The following is a 24,147-nucleotide window of genomic DNA, read 5'->3' on the forward strand; positions in this document are numbered from 1 at the left end:
GACGGCGTACGCGTGTACGGACGCACGGCGTAGGCCGCACGGTTGCGCGAGCCGGCGTGCGCCGGTGGCGGGCGGCCGGATCAGGCCGGTGCGGGTACGTCCTCGCCGACGAACGTCCGCCACAGCGCGGCGTACCGGCCGCCCTTGCGCAGCAGTTCCTCGTGCGTGCCGTCCTCGGCGACGCGGCCGTGGTCCATGACGACGACCCGGTCGGCGCGGGCGGCGGTGGTCAGCCGGTGGGCGACGACCAGCGTGGTGCGGCGGCCGGCCAGGCGGTCGGTGGCCGCGTTGACCTGGGCCTCGGTGGCGAGGTCCAGGGCGGCGGTGGCCTCGTCGAGCAGCAGCACGTCGGGGTTCACCAGTTCGGCGCGGGCGAGCGCGATCAGCTGGCGCTGGCCCGCCGACAGGTTGCGGCCGCGCTCGGCGACCTCGTGGAGGTAGCCGCCCTCCAGGGTGGCGATCATCTCGTGCGCGCCGACCGCGCGGGCCGCGGCCTCCACCTCGGCGTCGGTGGCGTCGGGACGGCCGTAGGCGATGGCGTCGCGGACGGTGCCGGGGAACAGGTACGCCTCCTGCGGCACGACGCCCAGCCGGTGCCGGTACGCCGTGAGGTCCAGGTCGCGCAGGTCGGTGCCGTCGACGGTGACCCGCCCCGAGGTGGGGTCGTAGAACCGGGCGACCAGCTTGACCAGGGTGGACTTGCCGGCGCCGGTCTCGCCGACGAACGCGACGGTCTGCCCGGCCGGGATGGTCAGGTCGACGGCGGTGAGGGCCTCCTCGCCGTCGCCGTAGGAGAAGTGCACGTCCTCGAAGGCGATGTCGCCGCGCAGGGACGTCACCGGGAGCGGCTTCGCCGGGGGCTGGGTGGACGTCGGTTCGCGCAGCAGGTCCTGGATGCGGCCGAGGGAGACGGAGGCCTGCTGGTAGCCGTCGAAGACCTGGGAGAGCTGCTGGACGGGCGCGAAGAACAGGTCGATGTAGAGCAGGTACGCGACCAGCGAGCCGATGGCGAGCGTGCCGTCGTCCACCCGGCCGCCGCCGACCACGAGGACCGCCGCCGCGGCGATCGAGGACAGCAGCTGCACGAACGGGAAGTACACCGAGATCAGCCACTGGCCGCGGATACGGGCGCTGCGGTAGGCGGCGCTGCGCTCGGCGAACCGGCGGGCCCCGTCGCCCTCGCGGCGGAAGGCCTGCACGATCCGCAGCCCGGCCACGGACTCCTGGAGGTCGGCGTTGACCACCGACACCCGCTCCCGCGCCAGCTCGTACGCCTTCACGCTGGCCCGGCGGAAGAAGTACGTGGCGACGATCAGCAGCGGGAGGGTGGCGAACACGACGAGGGCGAGGCCGACGTCGAGCACCAGCAGGGCGACCATGATGCCGAAGAAGGTGACGACCGAGACGAACGCGGTGACCAGGCCGGTCTGCAGGAACGTGGACAGCGCGTCGACGTCCGTGGTCATCCGGGTCATGATCCGGCCGGTCAGCTCGCGCTCGTAGAAGTCGAGGCCGAGCCGCTGGAGCTGGGCGAAGATCTTCAGCCGCAGGGTGTACAGCACCCGTTCGCCGGTGCGTCCGGTCATACGGATCTCACCGGTCTGGGCCGCCCACTGGGTGAGGACGGTGAGCAGGCCGAGCAGGGCGGCTGCCCAGACGGCGCCCTGGGCGGCCCGGGTGACGCCCTCGTCGATGCCGTGCCGGATCAGGATCGGCAGCAGCAGGCCCATCCCGGCGTCCACGGCGACCAGGGCGAGGCTGATCAGCAGGGGTGTGCGGAAGCCCTGCAGCAGGCGGCGCAGCCCGTAGGAGTCCTCGGCGCGGACGGCGCGGGCCTCGTCGACGTCGGGCACGTCGTCGGCCGGGGGCAGCGCGGCGACCTGTTCCAGGAGCTCCGGGGTGGCCGGGGCGCCGTCCAGGGCGGTGTCCCTGGGCTCACGGTCGCCCGTCCACAGGCGGGGGGTGACGCCCCGCTCGGCGTCGAACTCGGCGTCCAGCTCGGCGCGGACGGAGGAGTCCTCCTCGCGGGGTCCGGCGGGCGGGGTGTGGCCCGGGGAGACGGCGCCCAGCTCGTCGGGGTCGGTGAGCAGCCTCCGGTACAGCGGGGAGGTCCGCTGGAGCTCGTCGTGGGTGCCGAGGGCGGCGAGGCGGCCGTTCTCGAGGACGGCGATGCGGTCGGCGAGGTTGAGGGTGGAGCGGCGGTGGGCGATCAGCAGGGTCGTGCGGCCCCGCATGACGCTCTTGAGCGCCTCGTGGATCTCATGCTCGACGCGGGCGTCCACGGCGGACGTGGCGTCGTCCAGGACCAGCAGGCGCGGGTCGGTGAGGATCGCGCGGGCCAGGGCGATGCGCTGCCGCTGGCCGCCGGAGAGGGTGAGGCCGTGCTCGCCGACGGTGGTGTCGTAGCCGTCGGGCAGTTCGTCGATGAAGCGGTCGGCCTGGGCGGCGCGGGCGGCGGCCCTGATCTGCTCGTCGGTGGCGTCGGGGCGGCCGTACGCGATGTTGTTGCGGACGGTGTCGGAGAACAGGAAGGAGTCCTCCGGGACCAGGCCGATGGCGGCGCGCAGCGAGGCGGTGGTCAGCTCGCGGACGTCGTGCCCGCCGACCAGGACGGCGCCCCGGGTGACGTCGTAGAAGCGCGGCAGCAGCAGGGAGACGGTGGACTTGCCGGAGCCGGAGGCGCCGACCACGGCGAGGGTCTCGCCGGGACGGATCTCGAAGGACAGGCCGTCGAGGACGGGCCGCTCGGGGTCGTAGCCGAAGGCGACGTCGTCGAACTCGACGGTCGCGGGGGCGTCGGCGGGCAGTTCCTTGGTGCCGTCGGTGAGGGACGGCTCGGTGTCGATCAGGTCGAGGACGCGTTCGGTGCCGGCGCGGGCCTGCTGGGCGACGGTGAGGACGACGGCGAGCATCCGGACCGGGCCGACGAGCTGGGCGAGGTAGGTGGAGAAGGCGACGAACGTGCCGAGCGTGATGTGGCCGCGCACCGCGAGGAAGCCGCCGAGGGCGAGCATCGCGACCTGGCCGAGGGCGGGCACGGACTGGAGGGCGGGGGTGTAGCGGGAGTTCAGCCTGATGGTGCGCAGGCGTCCCGCGAACAGCCGGCGGCCGACCTCGCGGAGCTTGCCGGTCTCCTGGTCCTCCTGGCCGAATCCCTTGACCACGCGGACGCCGCTGACCGCCCCGTCCACCACCCCGGCGACGGCGCCCGCCTGCGCCTGGGCGTACCAGGTGGAGGGGTGCAGCCGGGTGCGGCTGCGCTTGGCGATCCACCACAGGGCGGGGGCGACGGCGAGCGCGATCGCGGTGAGCGGCAGTGACAGCGACGCCATGATCACCAGGGAGATCACGAACAGCAGCAGGTTGCCGATGGTCATCGGCAGCATGAAGAGCAGGCCCTGGATGAGCTGGAGGTCGCTGGTGGCGCGGCCGACGACCTGCCCGGTGGACAGCTCGTCCTGGCGTCTGCCGTCGAGCCGGGCGATGGAGCCGAACATCTCGGTGCGCAGGTCGTGCTGGACGTCGAGCGCGAGGCGTCCGCCGTAGTAGCGGCGGACGTACGTGAGGACGTAGACGGCGAGCGCGGCGGCGACGAGGAGGCCGGCCCAGGTGCCCATGTCCCGGGTCTTGTCCCCGATCACGTCGTCGATGATCACCTTGGTGATCAGCGGGACCAGGGCCATCACGGCCATACCCGCGAGGGAGGAACCGAGGGCCAGGACGACGTTCCTGGGGTGCCGCCACGCGTAGGCGGCCAGTCGTCGTGCCCATCCCCGTTGCGCTGTCACGCGGTGTCCTCCGATCGTCCTGATCTTCCGGAAGGCTGCAACGCCGCCGGAAGCGGATTTCATCCCTCCGCAACAATTCCGTGGACGCACACCGCCTACGCGACGTCGGATTCTCGTCACGCAATCGACACGCTGTCTCCACGCGCTTGACTGCATGTCCATGCCAGTCTCTCGGGTATCTCCCTTGTGCAACCCGCGTAGATCGGACACCCCACATGCCTGTTGTGCGCATACGCCGCCGGAAGGCGGTGGCGCTGGCGAGCGCCGCCGTCCTCGCCGGACTCGCCGTCCCCGCCCTCACCCCCGCCACGGCCGGCGCCGCCGCGCCCGCCCACGAGGCCCCCGCCGCCCAGGCCCGCGTAGCCGCGGTGGCCGACTACTACGAGGGCGCGGAGGGCAAGACCGGCGAGGCCCTCAAGTCCGCCCTCAACTCGATCATCAGCGACCAGACGAAGCTGTCGTACTCGGCCGTCTGGGACGCCCTCAAGGACACCGACGAAGACCCGTCGAACAGCGGGAACGTGATCCTGCTGTACTCCGGCGTCTCCCGCAGCAAGAGCGCGAACGGCGGGAACGCCGGCGACTGGAACCGCGAGCACGTCTGGGCGAAGTCCCACGGCGACTTCGGCACCTCCACCGGTCCCGGCACCGACATCCACCATCTGCGCCCGTCGGACGTGCAGGTCAACAGCATCCGCGGCAACAAGGACTTCGACAACGGCGGCAGCGCCGTCGCGAACGGCGGGGGCAGCCTCACCGACTCCGACTCCTTCGAGCCGCGCGACGCGGTCAAAGGCGACGTGGCCCGCATGATCTTCTACATGGCGGTCCGATACGAGGGCACCGACGGCTGGCCCGACCTGGAGCCGAACAACAGCGTGAGCAACGGCTCCGCGCCGTACATCGGCAAGCTCTCGGTACTCAAGGAGTGGAACGAGCAGGACCCGCCGGACGCCTTCGAGCAGCACCGCAACGACGTGATCTACGAGTCGTACCAGCACAACCGGAACCCGTTCATCGACCACCCGGAGTGGGTCGAGTCGATCTGGTAGACCTCACCTCGGCCGGCCTCCCTCAGACGAAGAGGGCGGCCGGCCCGCCCCAGCGGTGGGTCAGTTGCCCCGGCCCCCTTCCGGGACGGCGTCCAGGTCTTCCTCCTCCCCGTGGGGCACGGAGAGACGCGCTCCCCTGCTGCGGGCGATGCGGTGGACGTCGTGGAGCGCCTCGGCCAGGCAGGCGGCGAGGTGACGGAGCTGGGGCGCGGTGGCCCTGGTGTCGCCCAGGAGATCGACAGCGTGGCCGAGAAGGTCGTCCGCCATGCCGAGCTGGACGGCTTCGATCTCGTCAGCGAGGCGCGAGAGACGGCCGGTTCCGGTGTCGTCGGTGACGAGGTAGCAGGGGTTGCCGTCGAGGTTGGACCAGGGCAGGAGGCGGGGCCGGGCGGCCGTGGTGGCGGCGAGGTCTCGGCTCTCGTAGATCACGCGGCGGTCACCTCGTTGCCCCGCATCCGGCGGGAGCCGACGTCGACACCGTGGATACGCCGTGGCCCTACGTCGATGCCGTGCACGGCGAGCCAGAGGGTCCGGCGCCGGGCGCGCTGCTGCTTGGCCCGCGCGCGCTGCTCATGGGCGAGGAGGTAGGGGCGGACGAGCCGGGAGTCCTCGCCGCAAAGGAGTGCCTCGTACGGGGAGGGGCGGCGGCCGGGTGCGACGGGGGCGGCCGGCTCGGGGGCGGACGCCGCTCCCCCGGCGCGGTGCCGGCTCCCGTGCCGATGGCGCCCGGAGGCGGGCCACAGGAGCCGCAGCAGCGGCTCGAGGAGACAGGCGATACGGTGCAACACGTCTTCAACTCCGTTGCGGTTGAGGGCCATGCCCCCGGGCCGTCGGTAGCGGTCGCGGGGGTCTTCCGTGCCCGAGGGCAGGTCGAGGTGCATGGACATCGCTGTGTAGCGATCCACTCACAGAGTGAGACGGGCCGGGCTAGGCTCGCCAGAGGGTCGGATGTGACGAAGCATCTGTCACACGGGAGTTGGCGATGAGCAACATCTATGGGGAGTGGTTGAAGGCGCAGCGAGAGGCGGCCGGGCTGACGCAACAGGAGCTGGCGACGGCCGCCGTCATGACGCGTTCGCACATCGCGCACATCGAGGCAGGCCGGCGCACCCCGTCCAAGGAGGACGCGCGACGCCTCGACAGGGCGCTGAACACGGGCGATGTGCTCAGCAGCTTCCTTCCGGACGACGACACCGCTGTGGCGGGGTACTTCGAGGCGGCCCTTCAGCTCGAACAGCAGGCGACGATGATCAGGGAGTTCGCCCTGTCGTTCGTTCCCGGCATCCTCCAGACGGAAAGGTACGCACGTGCGGTTCTGAGCATGCCGTTCCCTCCGGCGAGTGAACAGGAACGTGACAGGCGCCTTGTCACACGCCTGGAACGCGCGAAAATCCTTGCCGACCCAGTGACACCCGTAGTGTGGGCGCTCCTGGATGAAGCGGTGCTACGACGCCGGATCGGCGGCCCGGACGTCATGGCGGAGCAGATCAACCACCTCATCGGACTCGCCGAGGCCGAGCGGATCCAGCTTCACCTTCTGCCCTTTACATTGGGCATGCATCCCCTCCTGAGCAACATGCTCACGCTGATGTGGTTCGAAGATCAGCCGCCCGTGGCCTACGGGGAGGGCCTGTACATGGGGAAGATCCACGACAGCCCATCAGTCGTTCAGGAGCTGCAGCATCGCTACGATTTCGCACTGGGCAACGCGCTGCCGCTCAAGGAATCACTGGCTCTGCTCAGCGCAACAGCAAGGGACTACGAACATCATGGCTGACCGAGCGATACCGAACGCTGGGGCACTGAAGGGCTGGCGGAAGTCCTCCTACAGCAACGACCAGGGCGGCAGCTGTCTGGAGGTCTTGGACGACCACCCCGCGGGTGTCCCCGTTCGCGACTCCAAGGCCCCCGAGGGGCCGGCGGTAATCTTCCGGTCGGCCGGCTGGACGCCGTTCGTGACCGCAGTCAAGGACGGGAGCTTCCCGGCTTGATCGCCCCAGAAGGCGCGCTCGCCCGCCTCGGCGACCGCGCGGGGCGCGGGCGGCTGCGGGCGATCTCGTAGGGGCGCTCAGGGGCGGAGCCGGTCGCCGCCCCCGGGTCCGCGGCTCAGGTCGACAACGCAGAAGACGTTGTCGTCCGGGTCGGCGAGCACGACGAAGTCGGGGTCGGGCGGGTAGAGGTCCCAGTCGACGGACCGCGCGCCGAGACCGACCAGCCGTTGGACCTCGGCCCGCTGTTCCTCCGCCGAATCGGTGAAGAGGTCCAGGTGCAGACGTGGGTACGGCTCGGCGGGCGACGCGCTGCGCAGCAGACCGAGAGCCTGGCCGGAGCCGTCGGCGTACTCGAGCGTCCGCCACGTCTCGCTCGACCATTGCTCTGCGACCACGAGGGGCAAAGCCTGCGTCCAGAACGCCACCGCGCGGGCGATGTCCGTGACACCGACGACAGGGATTCCGATCCTCAGCATCCGGGCAGCCTACGGCCCACCCGGCACGGCGGCCCTCAGCCCAGGTGCGTCGGCGCAAACATCCTCAGGACCGCCGGGAGCACGACCACCGAAGGGCCCGGCGTGGAGAGGGACTTGGTGAGGTCCTCCTCCAGGGTTTCCGGGGTGGTGCGGACGCCCGGGACGCCGAAGGACTCGGCCAGGGCCACGTAGTCCGGGCGGGTCAGCTCCGTCGCCGTGGGCTCGCCGAAGGCGTCCGTCATGTATTCGCGGAGGATGCCGTAGCCGCCGTCGTCGACGATGAGCCAGGTGACGTCCAGGTCGTACTGGCGGGCCGTGGCCAGCTCGGCGATCGAGTACAGCGCGCCTCCGTCGCCGGAGACCGCGAGGACCGGGCGGGTGGGGTCGGCGACCGCCGCGCCGAGGGCGGCGGGGAAGCCGTAGCCGAGGCCGCCGGCGCCCTGTGCGGAGTGCAGGCGGTTGGGGCCCATCGCGTCGAACGCGGACCACGCCCAGTAGGCGAGGATCGTCATGTCCCAGAAGGACGGCGACCCCGTCGGCAGGGCGCGCCGCACGGCCGTCAGCACCTGCTGCTCCAGCGCCAGGTCCTGCCCGTCGATGCGGGCCCGCACCCGCTCCAGCAGCTCCCGCACCCGCGCCGGGGCGGTGTCGTCCTCACGCTCCTCCACCGCCTCCAGGAGCGCCTGGAGGGCGAGGCGGGCGTCGGCGTGGATGCCGATGCCGGGGTGGTTGGACTCCAGCTTGCCGAGATCGGCCTCGACCTGGATCACCCGGCCGCGCGGCTTGAACGTGTGGTAGTTCGAGGAGAGTTCGCCGAGTCCGGAGCCGACGACGAGCAGGACGTCCGCGTCCTCAAGGAAGTCGGTGGTGTGGCGGTCCTCGATCCAGGACTGGAGGGACAGCGGGTGGGTCCACGGGAAGGCGCCCTTGCCGCCCGGGGTGGTCACCACGGGCGCCTGGATGCGCTCGGCGAGCTGCCGCAGCTTCCCGGAGGCGTCCGAGCGGACCACTCCCCCGCCCGCGATGATCGCGGGGCGTTCCGCGCCGGACAGCAGATGCGCGGCCAGCGCGGTGAGTTCGGGGCGCGGGGGCAGCTCGTCCGGGGTGGCGTCCATCGCCGTCACGACCGGCAGGACCGTCTCGGCGAGCAGCACGTCCTGCGGGATCTCCACCCACACGGGCCCATGCGGGACGGTGAGCGCCGACTTCCAGGCCGCCGCGATCGCCGACGGGATCTGCGAGGCCGTACGGACCGTGTGCACGGACTTGACGACGCCCCGGAACGAGGCGGACTGGTCCGGGAGTTCGTGCAGATAGCCGTGGCGTCCGCCGCCGAGCCCCGGGGTCGGCACCTGGCTGCTGATGGCCAGTACGGGCGCGGACGCGGCCGCCGCCTCCTGGAGCGCGGCCAGCGAGGTGAGCGCGCCGGGGCCGGTGGACAGCAGCAGCGGGGCCGCCTCGCCGGTGATGCGGCCGTACGCGTCCGCCGCGAAGCCCGCGTTGTTCTCCACGCGCAGGCCGATGTAGCGCAGGTCGGAGCGGCGCAGCGCGTCGAACATGCCGAGCGCGTGCTGGCCGGGCAGCCCGAAGACGGTGGTCGCGCCGAGCCCGGCCAGGGTCTCCACGACCAGGTCTCCTCCATTGCGGCCCGTCATCACGTGGCGCGAAGCGCCCCCTTGAGGGGCGGTGGTCGGGCGACGGGAGGGCGGGTTCAGGGCCGCCTCCGTCTGCGCGGCGGTCGGGCGGAGCTCCAGGTCGTGGTCGTGCGTCACTTGGCGCGGGCCTCCGCAATCTGACGGGACATGATCGTGGTCAGTTCGTACGCCGTGTGCGACGCGGCGACCGAGGTGATCTCGGCGTGGTCGTACGCGGGCGCCACCTCGACGACGTCGGCCGAGACCAGGTTGCAGGAGGCGAGGCCGCGCAGGATCTCCAGCAGCTCGCGGGAGGTCATGCCGCCGGCCTCGGGCGTGCCGGTGCCGGGGGCGTGGGCCGGGTCGAGGCAGTCGATGTCGATGGAGATGTACAGCGGGCGGTCGCCGATGCGCTGGCGGAGCTGGTCGGCGACCTCGTCGGCGCCGCGGCGGTAGACGTCCGCGGAGGTGACGATGCCGAAGCCCATCTTCTCGTCGTCGGTGAGGTCCTGCTTGCCGTAGAGCGGGCCGCGCGTACCGACGTGGGAGAGCGCCTCGGTGTCGAGGATGCCCTCCTCGACGGCCCGGCGGAACGGCGTGCCGTGGGTGTACTCGGCGCCGAAGTACGTGTCCCAGGTGTCGAGGTGCGCGTCGAAGTGCAGCAGCGCGACCGGGCCGTGCTTCCTGGCGACCGACCGGAGCAGCGGCAGGGCGATGGTGTGGTCGCCGCCGAGGGTCATCAGTCGGGCGCCGGTGCCGAGGAGGTCGTCGGCGGCGGCCTCTATGGTCTCGACGGCCTCGTTGATGTGGAACGGGTTGACGGCGATGTCGCCGCCGTCCGCGACCTGCGCGAGGGCGAACGGGGAGGCGTCCTGCGCGGGGTTGTAGGGGCGCAGCAGCCGGGACGCCTCACGGATCGCGTTGCCGCCGAAGCGGGCGCCCGGCCGGTACGAGACGCCCGAGTCGAACGGCACGCCCACGACGGCGACGTCGGCGCGGCCGACCTCGTCGAGGCGGGGCAGCCGGGCGAAGGTCGCGGGGCCGGCGTACCGCGGGACGCGGGAGGAGTCGACGGGGCCGCGGGGCGTCTCGTTGCTGCTCATGGAGGACTGCTCTCTTTCCTACACTTCGTCGCGTATGTACTGACTGCCCACGATGCTACTGGGCGGCCGGGACCTGTTCGGACACGGTTTCGGACGCGTTCTCCGGCTCGGCGCCGCGTCCGGCGAGGCGCTCGCGCCAGGCGGCGAGGACGGCCGCGTCGGTCGGGCGGGTGGCGAGGGAGACGACGACGTAGGCCGCGAGGGAGGCGAGGAGACCGTAGTAGACGGGCTCGTTGGCGAGGATGCCGTAGGTGGCCATCAGGCCGATCACGGCGAGGCCGCCGACGGCGACGGACGCGAGGGCGCCCTGCGCGGTGCCGCGCTTCCACAGCAGCCCGCCGAGGATGGGCACCAGCAGTCCGCCGACCAGCAGGTTGTACGCGACGGTCAGCGCCTGGACCACGTCGTTGAGGGCGATGGCGGTGGCGATCACGGCGAGGCCCATCAGCAGGATGAAGGCGCGGTTGCCCTTGACCTCGTCGTGCTGTTCGCCCTCCGGGCGGACGATGCCGCGCAGCCGGGACCAGATGTCGTTGTTGGCGACGGTGGCACAGGCGATCAGCGCGCCGGAGGACGTCGACATCACGGCGGCGAGGGCGGCGGCCAGCACCAGGCCGCGCACGCCGACGGGCAGCTCGTCCTTGACGATGGTGGCGAACCCGTCGTCGGCGCTGGCCAGGTTCGGGTAGAGCACCTTGGCCGCCGTGCCGATGACCGCGCCGGCGACGGCGTAGGCGAGGCAGTAGGTGCCGGCGACGGTGCCGCCCCAGCGGGCCGTGCGGTCGCTGCGGGCGGTGAACACGCGCTGCCAGATGTCCTGCCCGATGAGCATGCCGAAGGTGTAGATCAGCACGTAGGTGAAGATCGTCTCGCCGCCGATGCCCAGCGGGTCGAAGTACTCGGTCGGCAGCTTCGCCTTCATCTCGGCGAACCCGCCCGCCTTGACCACGGCGATGGGCAGCAGCAGGAGCAGCACGCCGATCGTCTTCACGACGAACTGCACCATGTCGGTGAGCGTGATCGACCACATGCCGCCGAGCGTGGAGTACGCGACGACGATCGAGCCGCCGAGGACGATGGCGAGGGTGCGGTTCATGTCGAAGAGGACGTCGAAGATCGTGGCGTAGGCGATCGTCGAGGTCACCGCGAGCATGAGGGTGTACGCCCACATGACGAGGCCGGAGATGACGCCGGCCCGGCCGCCGTAGCGCAGGTCGAGCATCTCGGAGACGGTATAGACCTTCAGCCGGGCGATGCGGGCGGAGAAGAAGACGGACAGGGCGAGCAGGCCGAGGCCGATGGTGAACACCATCCACGCGCCGGACAGTCCGTACTGGTAGCCGAGGCCCACGCCGCCGATGGTGGACGCGCCGCCGAGGACGATGGCGGCCATGGTGCCGGAGTACATGGCGGGGCCCAGGCGGCGGCCCGCCACCAGGAACTCGCTCTTGGACTTGGCGCGGCGCATGCCCCACCAGCCCATGGCCAGCATGCCGGCCAGATAGACGACGATGACCAGGTAGTCCACGGCCATGCGGGGGCCTCCTTCGCGCACTGTCGGTGGCGTGTCGTGCAGACGGGTCGCTCACCGGCGCCGCGCGGGGACATCCGCCCGTACCCGCGGGTTGCCGGTGACCCGACCTTAGGTGGCCGAAAAGCGACTGCGAAGTGTACGTTTCATCCAGATCGGCAGCCTGGGATGGAGGAAACGTCCACCATGCCGGACCCCACTGTTCCGCCCACACCCCCCGTGCCCCTGGACGCGCTGCTGGCCCGCGCGGACCTGGGCCTGCGCCGGATCGCGGGCCCCGCGGACCCGGCCGTCGTCCTGCACTGGGCGCACACCTCGGAGATGGCCGACCCGTACCCGTACCTGCTGGGCGGCGAGCTGCTGCTGTCGGCGGGCGTGCACATCCCGGACGGGGCGGGCGCGGGCTACTTCGACGCGTACGCGTCGCGGATCGTCGCGGCGGGCGGGGCGGCGCTCGGCTTCGGTGTCGCGCCGGTGCACGACACCGTGCCCGGGGCGCTGGTGGAGGCGTGCGAGATGCACGGGCTGCCGCTGCTCGAGGTGCCGCCGCGGACCACGTTCTCGGCGGTGGCGCGGGCGCTGTGGCAGCTGATGGCGCAGGCCCGCACGGCCGAGCTGCGGCGGGTCACGGAGGCCCAGCAGAGCCTGGCCACCGCCGCCGCGCGCCCCAACCCGGTCCCCTCCGTCCTCCAGCAGCTCGCCCGCCGCCTGGGCGGACGCGCGGTGCTGTACGGCCCCGAGGGCACGCGGATCGCGGCCGCGGGGCCGGACCCGGGCGAGGCGGTGCGGACGGCGCTGGCGAAACTCGCGGAAGTGGTGCGCCCGTCGGGCGAGGAGCCCTCGCCCGCCTCCGCGTCGGACACGGTGGCCGGGCTGCGGCTGGTCGCGCACGCGCTGGGCAACGGGGAGGGGTTCGTGCTCGGGACGGCCGCCCCGCAGCGGGATGCGGGCGACCACACCATCGCGTCCGTCGCGGCCGTGCTGCTCTCCCTGCTCACCGGCGAACGCCACAGCGGCTCGGGCGCCGGCCGCTCCTCCGCGCTGGTACGGCTGCTGCTGGGCGCGGCGCCCGCGGAGGTGGCGCCGCTGCTCGGCGAGGGCCGGTGGCGGGTGGTGCACGGCAGGCCGGACGGGAGGGTGGCGCCGGACCCGGTGGCCGCGTCCGCGCTGGGCGCGGCTCTCGGCTCGTCGCTGGTGACGTGGCGGCGAGGTGTGCGGGTGCTGGTGCGGACGGGCGCCCGGTGGAGCGGGTGCAGGGCTGGACGCTCGGCGTGAGCGCGCGGCGTCCCGCGGACTGGCCGGCCCGCACACCCAGCCGCCCGCGCCCTGGCCCGTGCCCGCGCCACCCGCGCCCCGCTGCTCCGCCACGGCGACCGCCCGGCGGCCCTCACGGACCTGGTCCCCCCGGCGGAGGCGGCCGCCCACGCCCGCGCGCTCCTCGCCCCGATAGAGCAGTCCCCGGCGCTGGTGGACACCCTGCGCACCTGGCTCTCCCTCCACGGCAGCTGGGACCGCACGGCGGTAGCCCTGGACGTCCACCGCAACACGGTCCGCCAGCGCGTCGCGCGGTGCGCCGCCCTCCTGGACGCGGACCTGGACGACCCGGACGTCCGCATGGAGCTGTGGTTTGCGCTGCGGACGCCGTAGCGAGGCACGCGCGGCGGCTTCGCCTGCACGCCTCGGATGCGGCGGGCGCCAAGCACCGCCGCCCGGCGCGAGGGCCGCGGGTTGGAAGTGTCCGCCCCTCGGACCCGGCAGCAGCGACCGCCGGAAGCGCCGCGCGGGACCACCCGGCCGACGACATCACGGCTCACACGCGGGCGCAGCAGCTTCCGCACGCGGCCCCGGACGTCCGCAGGGAGCCGCGCCCACCCCGAACGCACCCGGCGGCGACCGTCACCCAGCACCGCCCGACGCGCAGGACACATGTCCCACAGGTCCCCGCCTCGGACGTGGCGACAGCGGCCACCGGGCTCACCACGCGGCCGCCCGGCCGACGACATCACGGCTCACACGCCGGCGCAGCAGCTTCCGCACGCGGCCCCGGACGTCCGCAGGGAGCCGCGCCCACCCCGAACGCACCCGGCGGCGACCGTCACCCAGCACCGCCCGACGCGCAGGACACATGTCCCACAGGTCCCCGCCTCGGACGTGGCGACAGCGGCCACCGGGCTCACCACGCGGCCGCCGGGCCGACGACATCACCGGCTCACACGCCGGCGCAGCCGACGCGCTCGTCCGCCGCAAGCCGCCCCGGTGCCCACGGCACCTGCTCATGCGCGGCGGGACGCCCGGCTTCCGCTCTCCGGTGTCGCCGGGAAGCCGCGCAGCGTCAGCGTCGTCGGCGGGGGCAGGGGATCGGTGGCCGGGGTGGCCCGGAAGGACCGGAGCAGGTACGCCACCAGGCGGCGGGACGCCTTCGGGTCGTCCGGGAGGGCCGCCACCAGGCCGCAGTGGGCGACCAGGGCCACGACGAGGTCGGACGGGTGGAAGTCGGGGCGGAGCGCGCCCGACGCCTGGGCCCTGCGCACCAGAACCGTGAGGTCCCGTTCGGCCTGCTCCCGGGAGCGCGCGTGCTGTGCGCCGGCCTGCGGAAAGGCGTCCAGGAACGCGGCCGGGAATCCACGCTCCTCCCGCTGGAGGGCGCAGACCGTCTCGACCAGGTGCGTCAGGCCCGTCCACGGGTCGTCGGCGGCCAGGGCGTCGCGGAGGGCCCGGCCGCAGGTCTCCATCTGCCGCGCGAACGCGCCCCGCACGAGCGCGTCCCGGGTCGGGAAGTGCCGGTACAGGGTCGCCACACCGACCCCGGCCCGGCGGGCCACGGTCGCCATCGGGGCGTCGAGCCCGTGCTCGGCGAAGACCTCGCGGGCCGCGGCGAGCAGGCGCTCCCGGTTGCGCCGGGCGTCCGCCCGCACGCCGTCGCGGGCCGTGTTCCGAGAGGATCCTGCCGTCACTGTCTCTCACTTCCGCCGTAACCGGACGATCTCGTCCGCTTACCAGCCTACGGTCGGTCCCGGATCCCCCGACGGACCCCCTGAACGACCCGACGCGAAGGCGACAGCAGCGATGGACGACCGCATGATGAAGGCAGTGCTCCACGACCGCTACGGCGGCCCCGACGTGCTCTACGTGGGCCGCGTGCCCCGGCCCGAGCCCGGACCCGGCGAGGTCCTGGTGAAGGTGCACGCGTTCAGCGTCAACGGCGGCGAGCTGGCGGCCCGTTCGGGCCGTCTGCGCCTCCTGCTCGGCCGCCGCTTTCCCAGGCGTGTGGGCCTGGACTTCACCGGCGAGGTCGCCGAGCGCGGCGCCGGGGTCACCCGGTTCGCGCCCGGCGACCGCGTCTGGGGGGTCCTGGGGCGGACCTCCCGGTCCGGCAGCGCCGCCGAGTACGTGACCGTGCCCGCGGAGCGCGTCGGTCTCGTCCCCGACAGCCTCGACCCGGTGGACGCCGCCGCGCTCCCGGTGGCCACCACGGCCGTCACCGCACTGCGCGCCAAGGCCGGGCTGCGCCCCGGCGAACGCCTCCTCGTGCGGGGCGCGGCGGGCGGCGTCGGCAACGCCGCCGTCCAGCTCGGACGGGCGTACGGCGCCGAGGTCACGGCCCTGGCCCGCGCGGCCAACCTCGACCTGGTCCGAGAGCTCGGCGCGCACGAGGCCGTCGACCACCGGAGCGTGCGCCCCGCGGACCTGGGCCGTTTCGACGTCGTCCTGGACACGGTCGGGACCGAACTGCGCTCCTACCGGCGTCTGCTGAATCCAGGCGGCCGCATGGTGACCATCGCCTTCGACCTCGGCCGGCCCGTCACCTCACTCGGCTACGTCGCGGGCAGCGCCCTGCACGGACGGGGGCGGGTCCGCTTCTTCAGCGGCAACCCCCGGCAGTCCGACCTCGACGCCCTGGCCCGGCATGTCACCGAGGGCGCGCTGCGTCCCGTGGTCGACACGGTCTTTCCGCTGGAGGAGACGGCCGAGGCCCACCGGGCGCTGGAGGCAGGCGGCGTCCGGGGCAAGTACGTGGTGCGGGTCGCCGCTGAGTAGCCGTACGCAATCCACCTGAGTACGTGACGCACGTCCCAGCGCGCGATACGTGAGGGACGCCCCCTGTTCCCTGCCTCACAATGGGAGCATGCCGATACCCGGGACCCCCAGCCGCGCCGAACTCGTCGAGCACCTGGTCGCCACCCGCATCGCGGGCGAGGTCGCCACGCCCCGCGAGAACAACCTCTCCCACTACCGGAAGCTGGCGAACGGCGACCGGCACTACTGGCTCGGCCTGGAGCTCGGCGAGCGGTGGACCGACGAGCAGGACGTGCTCGCGGTGATGGCGGAGCGCGTCGGTGTGAACGACGACCCCGAGCACCGGTACGGGCAGGACACCATCGACCCCGAGCTGACGGTCGACGGCCTGGAGCGGATGGCGGGGCGGCTGCGCAAGGCGGCGGAGGGCCGGCAGCGGGTGCTGCTGGCGACCGGCCACCCGGGCGGTCTGCTGGACGTGCACCGGGCGACGGCCGCCGCGCTGCGGGCGGCGGGCTGCGAGATCGTGGTGATCCCGGACGGGCTGACCACGGAGGAGGGCTACGTCATGCAGTTCGCGGACGTGGCGGTGCTGGAGCACGGGGCGACGCTGTGGCACACCCACTCGGGCTCGCCGATGAGGACGATCCTCACGGCGCTGGAGCGCGAGGGGAGACCGCTGCCCGACCTGGTGGTCGCCGACCACGGCTGGGCGGGCGCGGCGGGACAGTACGGCGTGGACTCCGTCGGGTACGCCGACTGCAACGACCCCGCGCTGTTCCTCGCCGAGGCCGAGGGCACCGTCCAGGTGACGGTCCCCCTGGACGACCATGTGACGAGCCCCCGCCACTACGACCCGATGACGGCGTACCTGCTGGATCAGGCCGGCCTGAGCTGAGGCGGACGCCCCTCGGGCGCGCCTTCGGGCCGCGGCCGGCCCGAAGAGGCGTCGCGGCCTCACCCCCGGGCGTCAGCCTCACCCCCGGGCCTCAGCCTCACCCCCGGGCGTCAGCCCTCGTCGCGCGGGACGCGGACCACGCCCTCCTGGATGACGGACACCGCGAGGCGCCCGTCCTGGGTGTAGATGCGGCCCTGGCCGAGACCCCGGCCGCCGTGCGCCGACGGGGACTGCTGGTCGTACAGCAGCCACTCGTCCGCGCGGAACGGGCGGTGGAACCACATCGCGTGGTCCAGGGACGCCCCGACCACGTCGCCGACGGCCCAGCCGCCGCGCCCGTGGGCGAGCAGGATCGAGTCCAGCAGCGTCATGTCGGAGACGTACGTGGCGAGCACGACGTGCAGCAGCGGGTCGTCGCCCTCGACCTTGCCGTTGGTGCGGAACCACACCTGGCTGTGCGGGTCGCGCGGCTCGCCGAAGCGGCCGTAGGGCGGATCGTCGACGTAGCGCAGGTCGACGGCGGCGCGGGCGCCGAGGTAGCGGTGCACCACCTCCGACGACAGGTGCGGATAGCCCCGCAGCCGGTCCTCCGAGGTGGGGAGCGTCTCCGGGTCCGGGGAGTCCGGTATCGGCGCCTGGTGGTCCAGGCCCTCCTCGTGCGTCTGGAAGGACGCGGAGAGGTGGAAGATCGGCTTGCCGTGCTGGACCGCCACCACCCGGCGGGTGGTGAAGGACCGGCCGTCGCGGATCCGGTCGACGGTGTAGACGATCGGCGCGCCCGGGTCGCCGATGCGCAGGAAGTACGCGTGCAGCGAGTGCGGGGGCCGGTCGGCGGGGACGGTGCGCCCCGCGGCGACCAGGGCCTGCGCCGCCACCTGCCCGCCGAAGACACGGGGGACGGCGGAGGCGCGGGACTGGCCGCGGAAGATGTCCTCCTCGATCTGCTCGAGGTCGAGCAGATCGAGGAGTTCCTGGAGAGCCTGACTCATGGAATCAGTTGTATACGGCAGGGATTTCCGGGACCTTACAGGCCCATGTCCTTCGCGATGATCGTCTTCATGATCTCGCTGGTGCCGCCGTAGATGCGGTTGACCCGGTTGTCCGCGTACAGGCGGGCGATCGGGTACTCGTTCATGTAGCCGTAGCCGCCGTGCAGCTGGAGGCAGCGGTCGATGACGCGGTGGGCGACCTCGGTGCAGAACAGCTTGGCGCTGGCGGCCTCGGCGGGCGTGAGCTCGCCGGCGTCCAGGGCCTCGGTGGCGCGGTCGGCGACGGCCTCGGCGGCGTCCACCTCGGCCTGGCAGGCGGCCAGCTCGAACTTCGTGTTCTGGAAGTGCGCGACCGGCTTGCCGAAGACGGTGCGCTCCTGCACGTACTGCTTGGCGAACCGGACGGCGGCCTTGGCCTGGGCGTAGGCGCCGTAGGCGATGCCCCAGCGCTCGGAGGCCAGGTTGTGGCCGAGGTAGTAGAAGCCCTTGTTCTCCTCGCCGAGCAGGTCCTCGGCGGCGACCTTCACGTCGACGAACGCCAGCTCGGCGGTGTCGGAGGTGCGCAGGCCGAGCTTGTCGAGCTTGCGGCCGACGGAGTAGCCCTCGGACTTGGTGTCCACGACGAAGAGGGAGATGCCGTGGCGGCGGTCCTCGGCGGTGGGGGCCGCGGTGCGGGCGCAGACGATCACCTTGTCGGCGTGCACGCCGCCGGTGATGAAGGTCTTGGCGCCGTTGAGGACGTAGTGGGTGCCGTCCTCGCTCAGCTTGGCGGTGGTCTTCATGCCCGCGAGGTCCGAGCCGGTGCCCGGCTCGGTCATCGCGATGGCCCACATCTCCTCGCCGGTGACGAACTTCGGGAGGTACCGCTTCTTCTGCTCGTCGGTGCCGAGCATCTTGATGTACGGCAGGGCGAGCAGCACGTGCACGCCGGAACCGCCGAACTGGACGCCCGCGCGGGCCGTCTCCTCGTAGAGGACGGCCTCGAACTTGTGGGTGTCCATGCCCGCGCCGCCGAACTCCTCCGGCACGCTGATGCCGAAGATGCCCAGCTCACCGAGCTTGTAGTAGAAGTCGCGGGGCGCCTGTCCGGCCGCGAACCACTCGTCGTAGACGGGGACGACCTCGGCCTCGATGAAGGCCCGGATGGTCTCCCGGAACGCCTCGTGATCCTCGTTGAAAATCGTACGGCGCACTGCCGCCACCTCCGCAGCCTGGGCATGTCTAAGCGCTTGCTCAGAGAAAGGTACCGGCGAGTATCCGCACCCGTCCAGACCGGGCACCCCGTAACGCTCGTCACTCCGCGGGGCCCTTGAAGCGGACCCCGCCTCCCCTCAGGCCCCCGCCGCCGCCGCGAACGCCCCCCGTGCCATCCGGTGCAGCAGCTCCGCCGTGCCCGCGCGGTCCGGGAGGGAGCCCGGGCGGGTGAGGTGCGGGGTGGAGTTGAGGAGGCCGAAGACCGAGTGGACCGCCGAGCGGGCGGCGGGCTCGGCGAGGTCCGGGTAGAGGCGGCGTACGACGCCCACCCACAGCTCGACGTACTGCCGCTGGAGCTGGCGCACCAGCTTGCGGTCGGCGTCCCGGAGGCGGTCCAGCTCACGGTCGTGCAGGGTGATGAGCGGGCGGTCGTCGAGCGCGAAGTCGATGTGCCCCTCGATCAGCGAGTCGAGGACCGCCTCGGGAGCCACCCCGGCCGCGTCCGCATCGGAGAGCCGCCGCTTCGCCCCGGTCAGGAGCGACTCGCTGATGCCGACCAGCAGCTCCGCCAGCATCGCGTCCTTGCCCGCGAAGTGCCGGTAGAGCCCGGGCCCGCTGATGCCGACGGCGGCGCCTATCTCGTCGACGCCGACCCCGTGGAAGCCCCGCTCGGCGAAGAGCCGTGCGGCCTCCTTGAGGATCTGCTCTCGGCGGGTGGGGGCATCGGTTCTGGTGGCCATGAAGACGATTCTAGACAGGGAGGTTAGCGGTCGTTAACCTGAAGGAAACGCGTTAACGCTCATTAACACGTGAGGGGACCCGCAGGATGCATGAGGCACCGGAGCTTCACAGCGACGGGGGTGCCCCCGCGCGAGTTCTTTCGAGCGTGGGGGAAGATCCCGCGTCAGAGGCCTTTCGGGCCAACGAGGAGGCGCACCGCGCCCTCGTCGGGGAGCTGCGCGGCAAGCTGGCCGCGGCGGCACTCGGCGGCGGCGAGCGGGCGCGCGCCCGTCACACCGCGCGCGGGAAGCTGCTCCCGCGCGACCGGGTGGACACCCTCCTGGACCCCGGCTCGCCCTTCCTGGAGCTGGCCCCGCTGGCCGCCGACGGGATGTACGACGGGCAGGCGCCGGCGGCCGGGGTGATCGCCGGAATCGGCCGGGTCGCGGGCCGCGAGTGCGTGGTCGTCGCCAACGACGCCACCGTCAAGGGCGGCACGTACTACCCGATGACCGTGAAGAAGCACCTGCGCGCGCAGGAGGTGGCCCTGGACAACCGGCTGCCCTGCGTCTATCTGGTGGACTCCGGCGGCGCCTTCCTGCCGATGCAGGACGAGGTCTTCCCCGACCGGGACCACTTCGGCCGCATCTTCTACAACCAGGCCCGGATGTCCGGCGCCGGTATCCCGCAGATCGCGGCGGTGCTCGGCTCCTGCACGGCCGGCGGGGCGTACGTGCCCGCGATGAGCGACGAGGCGGTGATCGTCCGCAATCAGGGCACGATCTTCCTCGGCGGCCCGCCGCTGGTGAAGGCGGCCACCGGTGAGGTGGTCACGGCGGAGGAGCTGGGCGGCGGCGAGGTCCACTCGCGGGTGTCCGGGGTGACCGACCATCTCGCCGAGGACGACGCGCACGCGCTGCGGATCGTGCGCCAGATCGTCTCCACGCTGCCCGGGCGCGGTCAGCTGCCGTGGCGGGTGGAGCCGGTCGCCGAGCCCAAGGTGGACCCGGCGGGGCTGTACGGCGCGGTGCCGGTGGACTCCCGCACGCCTTACGACGTCCGCGAGATCATCGCGCGCGTCGTGGACGGCTCGCGGTTCGCGGAGTTCAAGTCGGAGTACGGGCAGACCCTGGTCACCGGCTTCGCCCACATCCACGGCCACCCGGTGGGGATCGTCGCCAACAACGGCATCCTGTTCTCGGAGTCCGCCCAGAAGGGCGCGCACTTCATCGAGCTGTGCGACCAGCGCGGCATCCCCCTGGTGTTCCTGCAGAACATCTCGGGCTTCATGGTCGGCCGGGACTACGAGGCGGGCGGCATCGCCAAGCACGGCGCCAAGATGGTCACGGCGGTGGCCTGCACGCGCGTGCCGAAGCTGACCGTCGTGGTCGGCGGCTCCTACGGCGCGGGCAACTACTCGATGTGCGGCCGGGCCTACTCCCCCCGCTTCCTGTGGATGTGGCCGAACGCCAAGATCTCGGTGATGGGCGGCGAGCAGGCCGCCTCGGTCCTCGCGACCGTCAAGCGGGACCAGCTGGAGGCGCGCGGCGAGGAGTGGCCGGCGGACGAGGAAGAGGCGTTCAAGGCCCCGATCCGCGCCCAGTACGAGCGCCAGGGGAACGCCTACTACGCGACGGCCCGCCTCTGGGACGACGGCGTGATCGACCCGATGGACACCCGGCAGGTGCTGGGGCTGGCCCTGACCGCGTGCGCCAACGCGCCCCTGGGTGACCCCCAGTTCGGCGTCTTCCGGATGTGAGGGGACCCCTGACGATGACTGATCAGATGTTCGACACGGTGCTGGTGGCGAACCGGGGCGAGATCGCCGTCCGTGTGGTGCGCACGCTGCGGTCGCTGGGCGTGCGCTCGGTGGCGGTGTACTCGGACGCGGACGCGGACGCCCGGCACGTACGGGAGGCCGACACGGCGGTGCGGATCGGCCCGGCGCCTGCGGCCGAGAGCTATCTGTCGGCGGAGCGGCTGCTGGAGGCGGCCGCCCGCACCGGCGCGCGGGCGGTGCACCCGGGGTACGGCTTCCTCGCGGAGAACGCGGAGTTCGCGCGGGCCTGCGAGGCGGCGGGGCTCGCCTTCATCGGGCCGCCGGCGGAGGCCATCGCCCTGATGGGCGACAAGATCCGCGCCAAGGAGACGGTGCAGGCGGCCGGGGTGCCGGTGGTGCCCGGCTCCAGCGGCAGCGGGCTGACGGACGCGCAGCTCGTCGACGCGGCCCGGGAGATCGGCATGCCGGTGCTGCTGAAGCCGTCGGCGGGCGGCGGCGGCAAGGGCATGCGCCTGGTGCGGGACGAGACGCGCCTCGCGGACGAGATCGCCGCGGCCCGGCGTGAGGCCCGCGCCTCCTTCGGCGACGACACGCTGCTGGTGGAGCGGTGGATCGACCGGCCCCGGCACATCGAGATCCAGGTGCTGGCCGACGGCCACGGCAACGTGGTGCATCTGGGCGAGCGCGAGTGCTCGCTCCAGCGCCGGCACCAGAAGATCGTCGAGGAGGCGCCCAGTGTGCTCCTCGACGAGAAGGTCAGGGCGGCGATGGGCGAGGCGGCCGTGCAGGCGGCCCGCTCCTGCGGCTACCGGGGCGCGGGCACGGTGGAGTTCATCGTCCCGGGCGACGACCCGTCGGCGTACTACTTCATGGAGATGAACACCCGGCTCCAGGTGGAGCACCCGGTCACCGAGCTGATCACGGGGCTCGACCTGGTGGAGTGGCAGCTGCGGGTCGCGGCCGGCGAGCGGCTGGCGTTCGGGCAGGACGACGTACGGCTCACCGGACACGCGGTCGAGGCGCGGCTGTGCGCCGAGGACCCGGCGCGCGGCTTCCTGCCCTCCGGCGGCACGGTGCTGCGGCTGCGCGAGCCGCAGGGCGACGGTGTGCGCACGGACTCCGGGCTGAGCGAGGGCACGGAGGTCGGCAGCCTCTACGACCCGATGCTCTCCAAGGTGATCGCGTACGGCCCCGACCGGGCGACCGCGCTGCGCAGGCTGCGGGCGGCGCTCGCGGAGACGGTGACGCTGGGCGTGCAGACCAACGCGGGCTTCCTGCGGCGGCTGCTGGCGCACCCGGCGGTCGTGTCGGGCGAGCTGGACACCGGTCTGGTGGAGCGGGAGGCGGACTCCCTGGTCGGCGGCGAGGTGCCGGCCGAGGTGTACGCGGCGGCGGCGCTGCTGCGCCAGGCCGCCCTCGAACCCGCCGCGGGTCCCGGCTGGCGTGACCCGTTCGACGCCGCCGACGGCTGGCGGATGGGCGGCGGCCGGGCCTGGACGGCGCACCCTCTGCGGGTGGCGGGCCACGACCCGGTGACCGTACGGGTGCGGGCCACGGCCGACGGCGGCACGGAGCTGCTGCTGCCCGGCGCGGACACCCCGCTGCGGGCGTCCGCGGGGCCGTTGGAGGGACACCGGTTCACCTGTGCGCTGGACGGCGTCGCGCACACCTTCGCCGCCCTGCCCGACGGTTCCTGGCTGGGCCGGGACGGCGACGCCTGGCAGGTGCGGGACCACGACCCGGTCGCCGCGTCCCTCACCCGGGCGGGTCAGGCGGGCGCCGACTCGCTGACCGCGCCGATGCCGGGCACGGTGACGGTGGTGAAGGTCGCCGTCGGCGACGAGGTGGACGCGGGCCAGAGCCTGCTGGTGGTGGAGGCGATGAAGATGGAGCACGTCATCTCGGCCCCGCACGCCGGCACGGTCACGGAGCTGGACGTGTCCCCGGGCACGACGGTCGCCATGGACCAGGTGCTCGCGGTCATCGCGCCCGTGGAGACCGCGGAACCGGCGGAAGGGGAGACGGCATGAACGTGAGCGAGCTGGGCCTGCCCATGGCCGTACCGGCCGAGGGGCTGCCCGCGCGGGTGCGGATCCACGAGGTGGGCGCCCGCGACGGCCTGCAGAACGAGAAGCAGATCGTGCCGACGGCGGTGAAGGCGGAGTTCGTCCGCCGGCTGGCCGGCACGGGCCTGACGACGATCGAGGCGACGAGCTTCGTGCACCCGAAGTGGGTGCCGCAGCTCGCGGACGCCGAGGACCTGTACCCGGCGGTGTCGGACCTGCCGGTCGAGCTGCCGGTGCTGGTGCCCAACGAGCGCGGCCTGGACCGTGCGCTGGCGCTGGGCGCCCGCCGGGTGGCGGTGTTCGCCAGCGCCACGGAGTCCTTCGCCAAGGCCAACCTCAACCGCACGGTGGACGAGTCGCTGGCCATGTTCGAGCCGGTGGTGGCCCGCGCCAAGGAGCAGGGCGTCCATGTGCGCGGATACCTCTCGATGTGCTTCGGCGACCCCTGGGAGGGCGCGGTCCCGGTCCCCCAGGTGGTGAAGGTGTGCCGGGCGCTGCTCGACCTGGGCTGCGACGAGCTGAGCCTCGGCGACACCATCGGGGTGGCGACCCCGGGCCATGTGACGGCCCTGATCCGCGCGCTCACGGAGGCGGGCGTGCCCGTCCCCGCACTGGGCGTGCACTTCCACGACACCTACGGCCAGGCGCTGTCCAACACCCTGGCCGCGCTCCAGCAGGGCGTCGCCACGGTCGACGCCTCGGCGGGCGGGCTGGGCGGCTGCCCGTACGCGAAGTCCGCCACCGGCAATCTCGCCACCGAAGACCTCGTGTGGATGCTGCGGGGCCTCGGCATCGACACCGGGGTCGACCTCGGCCGTCTGGTCGCCACAAGCGTCTGGATGGCCGCCCACCTGGGCCGGCCCAGCCCGTCCCGCACCGTACGAGCCCTCTCCCACCAGGAGCAGTGA

Annotated in this window: 19 protein-coding genes and 1 pseudogene; 9 read left to right on the forward strand and 11 right to left on the reverse strand. The window is 72.8% G+C overall.

Going from position 1 to position 24,147, the window contains the following annotated elements:
* Positions 1-80: 80 nt before the first annotated feature.
* Positions 81-3,788, reverse strand: coding sequence for an ABC transporter ATP-binding protein (locus AY578_RS11620; RefSeq protein ID WP_026244228.1), 3,708 nt, complete (start codon positions 3,786-3,788; stop codon positions 81-83).
* A 215-nt stretch (positions 3,789-4,003) separates the two neighbouring features.
* Between AY578_RS11620 and AY578_RS11625 the strand changes: the two genes are divergently transcribed.
* Complete coding sequence (locus tag AY578_RS11625) at positions 4,004-4,840, forward strand: endonuclease I family protein (protein WP_136239658.1); 837 nt, start codon at positions 4,004-4,006, stop codon at positions 4,838-4,840.
* 60 nt (positions 4,841-4,900) lie between these two features.
* On the opposite strand, the gene AY578_RS11630 is transcribed toward AY578_RS11625, so the two are convergent.
* Together AY578_RS11630 and AY578_RS11635 are read right to left on the reverse strand one after the other, a co-directional pair.
* Positions 4,901-5,269 carry a hypothetical protein gene (locus tag AY578_RS11630; protein ID WP_028959219.1) on the reverse strand — a complete coding sequence of 123 codons (369 nt, stop codon included), beginning with the start codon at positions 5,267-5,269 and terminating at the stop codon, positions 4,901-4,903.
* A complete protein-coding gene (locus AY578_RS11635) occupies positions 5,266-5,745 on the reverse strand; it encodes a hypothetical protein (RefSeq protein ID WP_234008017.1) in 480 nt (159 codons plus the stop codon). Before AY578_RS11635 ends, AY578_RS11630 begins: the two co-directional genes overlap by 4 nt.
* Before the next feature lie 77 nt (positions 5,746-5,822).
* Between AY578_RS11635 and AY578_RS11640 the strand changes: the two genes are divergently transcribed.
* Together AY578_RS11640 and AY578_RS11645 are read left to right on the forward strand one after the other, a co-directional pair.
* The gene (locus AY578_RS11640; RefSeq protein WP_028959217.1) at positions 5,823-6,617 is read left to right on the forward strand and encodes a helix-turn-helix domain-containing protein; all 795 of its coding nucleotides are present in this window, start codon (positions 5,823-5,825) and stop codon (positions 6,615-6,617) included.
* Positions 6,610-6,831 (forward strand): DUF397 domain-containing protein, encoded by a 222-nt coding sequence (locus tag AY578_RS11645; RefSeq protein ID WP_019527514.1) that lies wholly within the window; start codon positions 6,610-6,612, stop codon positions 6,829-6,831. The genes AY578_RS11640 and AY578_RS11645 overlap by 8 nt, the downstream gene beginning before the upstream one ends.
* A 77-nt stretch (positions 6,832-6,908) precedes the next feature.
* Here the strand turns inward: AY578_RS11645 and AY578_RS11650 are convergent, their stop codons facing one another.
* Genes AY578_RS11650 through AY578_RS11665 form a run of 4 tightly spaced genes read right to left on the reverse strand, consistent with a single transcriptional unit; the run spans position 6,909 to position 11,578 of the window.
* The gene (locus AY578_RS11650) at positions 6,909-7,307 is read right to left on the reverse strand and encodes a VOC family protein (RefSeq protein ID WP_019527513.1); all 399 of its coding nucleotides are present in this window, start codon (positions 7,305-7,307) and stop codon (positions 6,909-6,911) included.
* 35 nt (positions 7,308-7,342) lie between these two features.
* Positions 7,343-9,079 carry a thiamine pyrophosphate-binding protein gene (locus AY578_RS11655; RefSeq protein ID WP_136239659.1) on the reverse strand — a complete coding sequence of 579 codons (1,737 nt, stop codon included), beginning with the start codon at positions 9,077-9,079 and terminating at the stop codon, positions 7,343-7,345.
* Positions 9,076-10,044 carry an agmatinase gene (gene speB, locus AY578_RS11660; RefSeq protein ID WP_028959215.1) on the reverse strand — a complete coding sequence of 323 codons (969 nt, stop codon included), beginning with the start codon at positions 10,042-10,044 and terminating at the stop codon, positions 9,076-9,078. The genes AY578_RS11655 and speB overlap by 4 nt, the downstream gene beginning before the upstream one ends.
* A 55-nt stretch (positions 10,045-10,099) precedes the next feature.
* Positions 10,100-11,578 carry a sodium:solute symporter family protein gene (locus AY578_RS11665; protein ID WP_136239660.1) on the reverse strand — a complete coding sequence of 493 codons (1,479 nt, stop codon included), beginning with the start codon at positions 11,576-11,578 and terminating at the stop codon, positions 10,100-10,102.
* 183 nt (positions 11,579-11,761) lie between these two features.
* On the opposite strand from AY578_RS11665, the pseudogene AY578_RS11670 reads away from it, so the two are divergent.
* A pseudogene (locus AY578_RS11670) lies at positions 11,762-13,222 on the forward strand (PucR family transcriptional regulator).
* A gap of 626 nt (positions 13,223-13,848) precedes the next feature.
* On the opposite strand, the gene AY578_RS11675 reads toward AY578_RS11670, so the two are convergent.
* On the reverse strand, positions 13,849-14,529 hold the full coding sequence (locus AY578_RS11675; RefSeq protein WP_240801049.1) for a TetR/AcrR family transcriptional regulator: 681 nt from the start codon (positions 14,527-14,529) through the stop codon (positions 13,849-13,851).
* Positions 14,530-14,641: 112 nt separating this feature from the next.
* On the opposite strand from AY578_RS11675, the gene AY578_RS11680 reads away from it, so the two are divergent.
* Both AY578_RS11680 and AY578_RS11685 read left to right on the forward strand, forming a co-directional pair.
* Entirely contained in the window at positions 14,642-15,613 is a 972-nt protein-coding gene (locus AY578_RS11680; RefSeq protein WP_019525196.1) for an NAD(P)-dependent alcohol dehydrogenase, read from the forward strand.
* Between the two features lie 88 nt (positions 15,614-15,701).
* Positions 15,702-16,490, forward strand: coding sequence for a phosphatase (locus AY578_RS11685; RefSeq protein WP_136238507.1), 789 nt, complete (start codon positions 15,702-15,704; stop codon positions 16,488-16,490).
* 110 nt (positions 16,491-16,600) lie between these two features.
* Here AY578_RS11685 and tesB read toward each other — a convergent pair whose 3' ends face one another.
* The 3 genes from tesB to AY578_RS11700 form a co-directional block, all read right to left on the reverse strand.
* Complete coding sequence (gene tesB, locus AY578_RS11690) at positions 16,601-17,479, reverse strand: acyl-CoA thioesterase II (protein ID WP_136238508.1); 879 nt, start codon at positions 17,477-17,479, stop codon at positions 16,601-16,603.
* 35 nt (positions 17,480-17,514) lie between these two features.
* Complete coding sequence (locus tag AY578_RS11695) at positions 17,515-18,672, reverse strand: acyl-CoA dehydrogenase family protein (protein WP_019525193.1); 1,158 nt, start codon at positions 18,670-18,672, stop codon at positions 17,515-17,517.
* 138 nt (positions 18,673-18,810) lie between these two features.
* Positions 18,811-19,413 (reverse strand): SACE_7040 family transcriptional regulator, encoded by a 603-nt coding sequence (locus AY578_RS11700; RefSeq protein WP_136238509.1) that lies wholly within the window; start codon positions 19,411-19,413, stop codon positions 18,811-18,813.
* A gap of 86 nt (positions 19,414-19,499) precedes the next feature.
* On the opposite strand from AY578_RS11700, the gene AY578_RS11705 reads away from it, so the two are divergent.
* Genes AY578_RS11705 through AY578_RS11715 form a run of 3 tightly spaced genes read left to right on the forward strand, consistent with a single transcriptional unit; the run spans position 19,500 to position 24,147 of the window.
* On the forward strand, positions 19,500-21,152 hold the full coding sequence (locus AY578_RS11705; protein WP_026243871.1) for a carboxyl transferase domain-containing protein: 1,653 nt from the start codon (positions 19,500-19,502) through the stop codon (positions 21,150-21,152).
* Between the two features lie 26 nt (positions 21,153-21,178).
* Entirely contained in the window at positions 21,179-23,203 is a 2,025-nt protein-coding gene (locus AY578_RS11710; RefSeq protein WP_019525190.1) for an acetyl/propionyl/methylcrotonyl-CoA carboxylase subunit alpha, read from the forward strand.
* Positions 23,200-24,147, forward strand: coding sequence for a hydroxymethylglutaryl-CoA lyase (locus AY578_RS11715; RefSeq protein WP_019525189.1), 948 nt, complete (start codon positions 23,200-23,202; stop codon positions 24,145-24,147). The genes AY578_RS11710 and AY578_RS11715 overlap by 4 nt, the downstream gene beginning before the upstream one ends.

The organism is Streptomyces thermocarboxydus, from assembly GCF_024760485.1.
In the GTDB taxonomy this organism is placed as follows: Bacteria; Actinomycetota; Actinomycetes; order Streptomycetales; family Streptomycetaceae; genus Streptomyces; species Streptomyces cellulosae.

What these genes read in the sequence shown, in the direction of transcription:
- AY578_RS11625 (WP_136239658.1), top strand. Translation starts at nt 4,004, where the DNA reads ATGCCTGTTGTGCGCATACGCCGCCGGAAGGCGGTGGCGCTGGCGAGC.
- AY578_RS11640 (WP_028959217.1), top strand. Translation starts at nt 5,823, where the DNA reads ATGAGCAACATCTATGGGGAGTGGTTGAAGGCGCAGCGAGAGGCGGCC.
- AY578_RS11645 (WP_019527514.1), top strand. Translation starts at nt 6,610, where the DNA reads ATGGCTGACCGAGCGATACCGAACGCTGGGGCACTGAAGGGCTGGCGG.
- AY578_RS11650 (WP_019527513.1), bottom strand. Translation starts at nt 7,307, where the DNA reads ATGCTGAGGATCGGAATCCCTGTCGTCGGTGTCACGGACATCGCCCGC.
- speB (WP_028959215.1), bottom strand. Translation starts at nt 10,044, where the DNA reads ATGAGCAGCAACGAGACGCCCCGCGGCCCCGTCGACTCCTCCCGCGTC.
- AY578_RS11665 (WP_136239660.1), bottom strand. Translation starts at nt 11,578, where the DNA reads ATGGCCGTGGACTACCTGGTCATCGTCGTCTATCTGGCCGGCATGCTG.
- AY578_RS11680 (WP_019525196.1), top strand. Translation starts at nt 14,642, where the DNA reads ATGGACGACCGCATGATGAAGGCAGTGCTCCACGACCGCTACGGCGGC.
- AY578_RS11685 (WP_136238507.1), top strand. Translation starts at nt 15,702, where the DNA reads ATGCCGATACCCGGGACCCCCAGCCGCGCCGAACTCGTCGAGCACCTG.
- tesB (WP_136238508.1), bottom strand. Translation starts at nt 17,479, where the DNA reads ATGAGTCAGGCTCTCCAGGAACTCCTCGATCTGCTCGACCTCGAGCAG.
- AY578_RS11700 (WP_136238509.1), bottom strand. Translation starts at nt 19,413, where the DNA reads ATGGCCACCAGAACCGATGCCCCCACCCGCCGAGAGCAGATCCTCAAG.
- AY578_RS11705 (WP_026243871.1), top strand. Translation starts at nt 19,500, where the DNA reads ATGCATGAGGCACCGGAGCTTCACAGCGACGGGGGTGCCCCCGCGCGA.
- AY578_RS11710 (WP_019525190.1), top strand. Translation starts at nt 21,179, where the DNA reads ATGTTCGACACGGTGCTGGTGGCGAACCGGGGCGAGATCGCCGTCCGT.
- AY578_RS11715 (WP_019525189.1), top strand. Translation starts at nt 23,200, where the DNA reads ATGAACGTGAGCGAGCTGGGCCTGCCCATGGCCGTACCGGCCGAGGGG.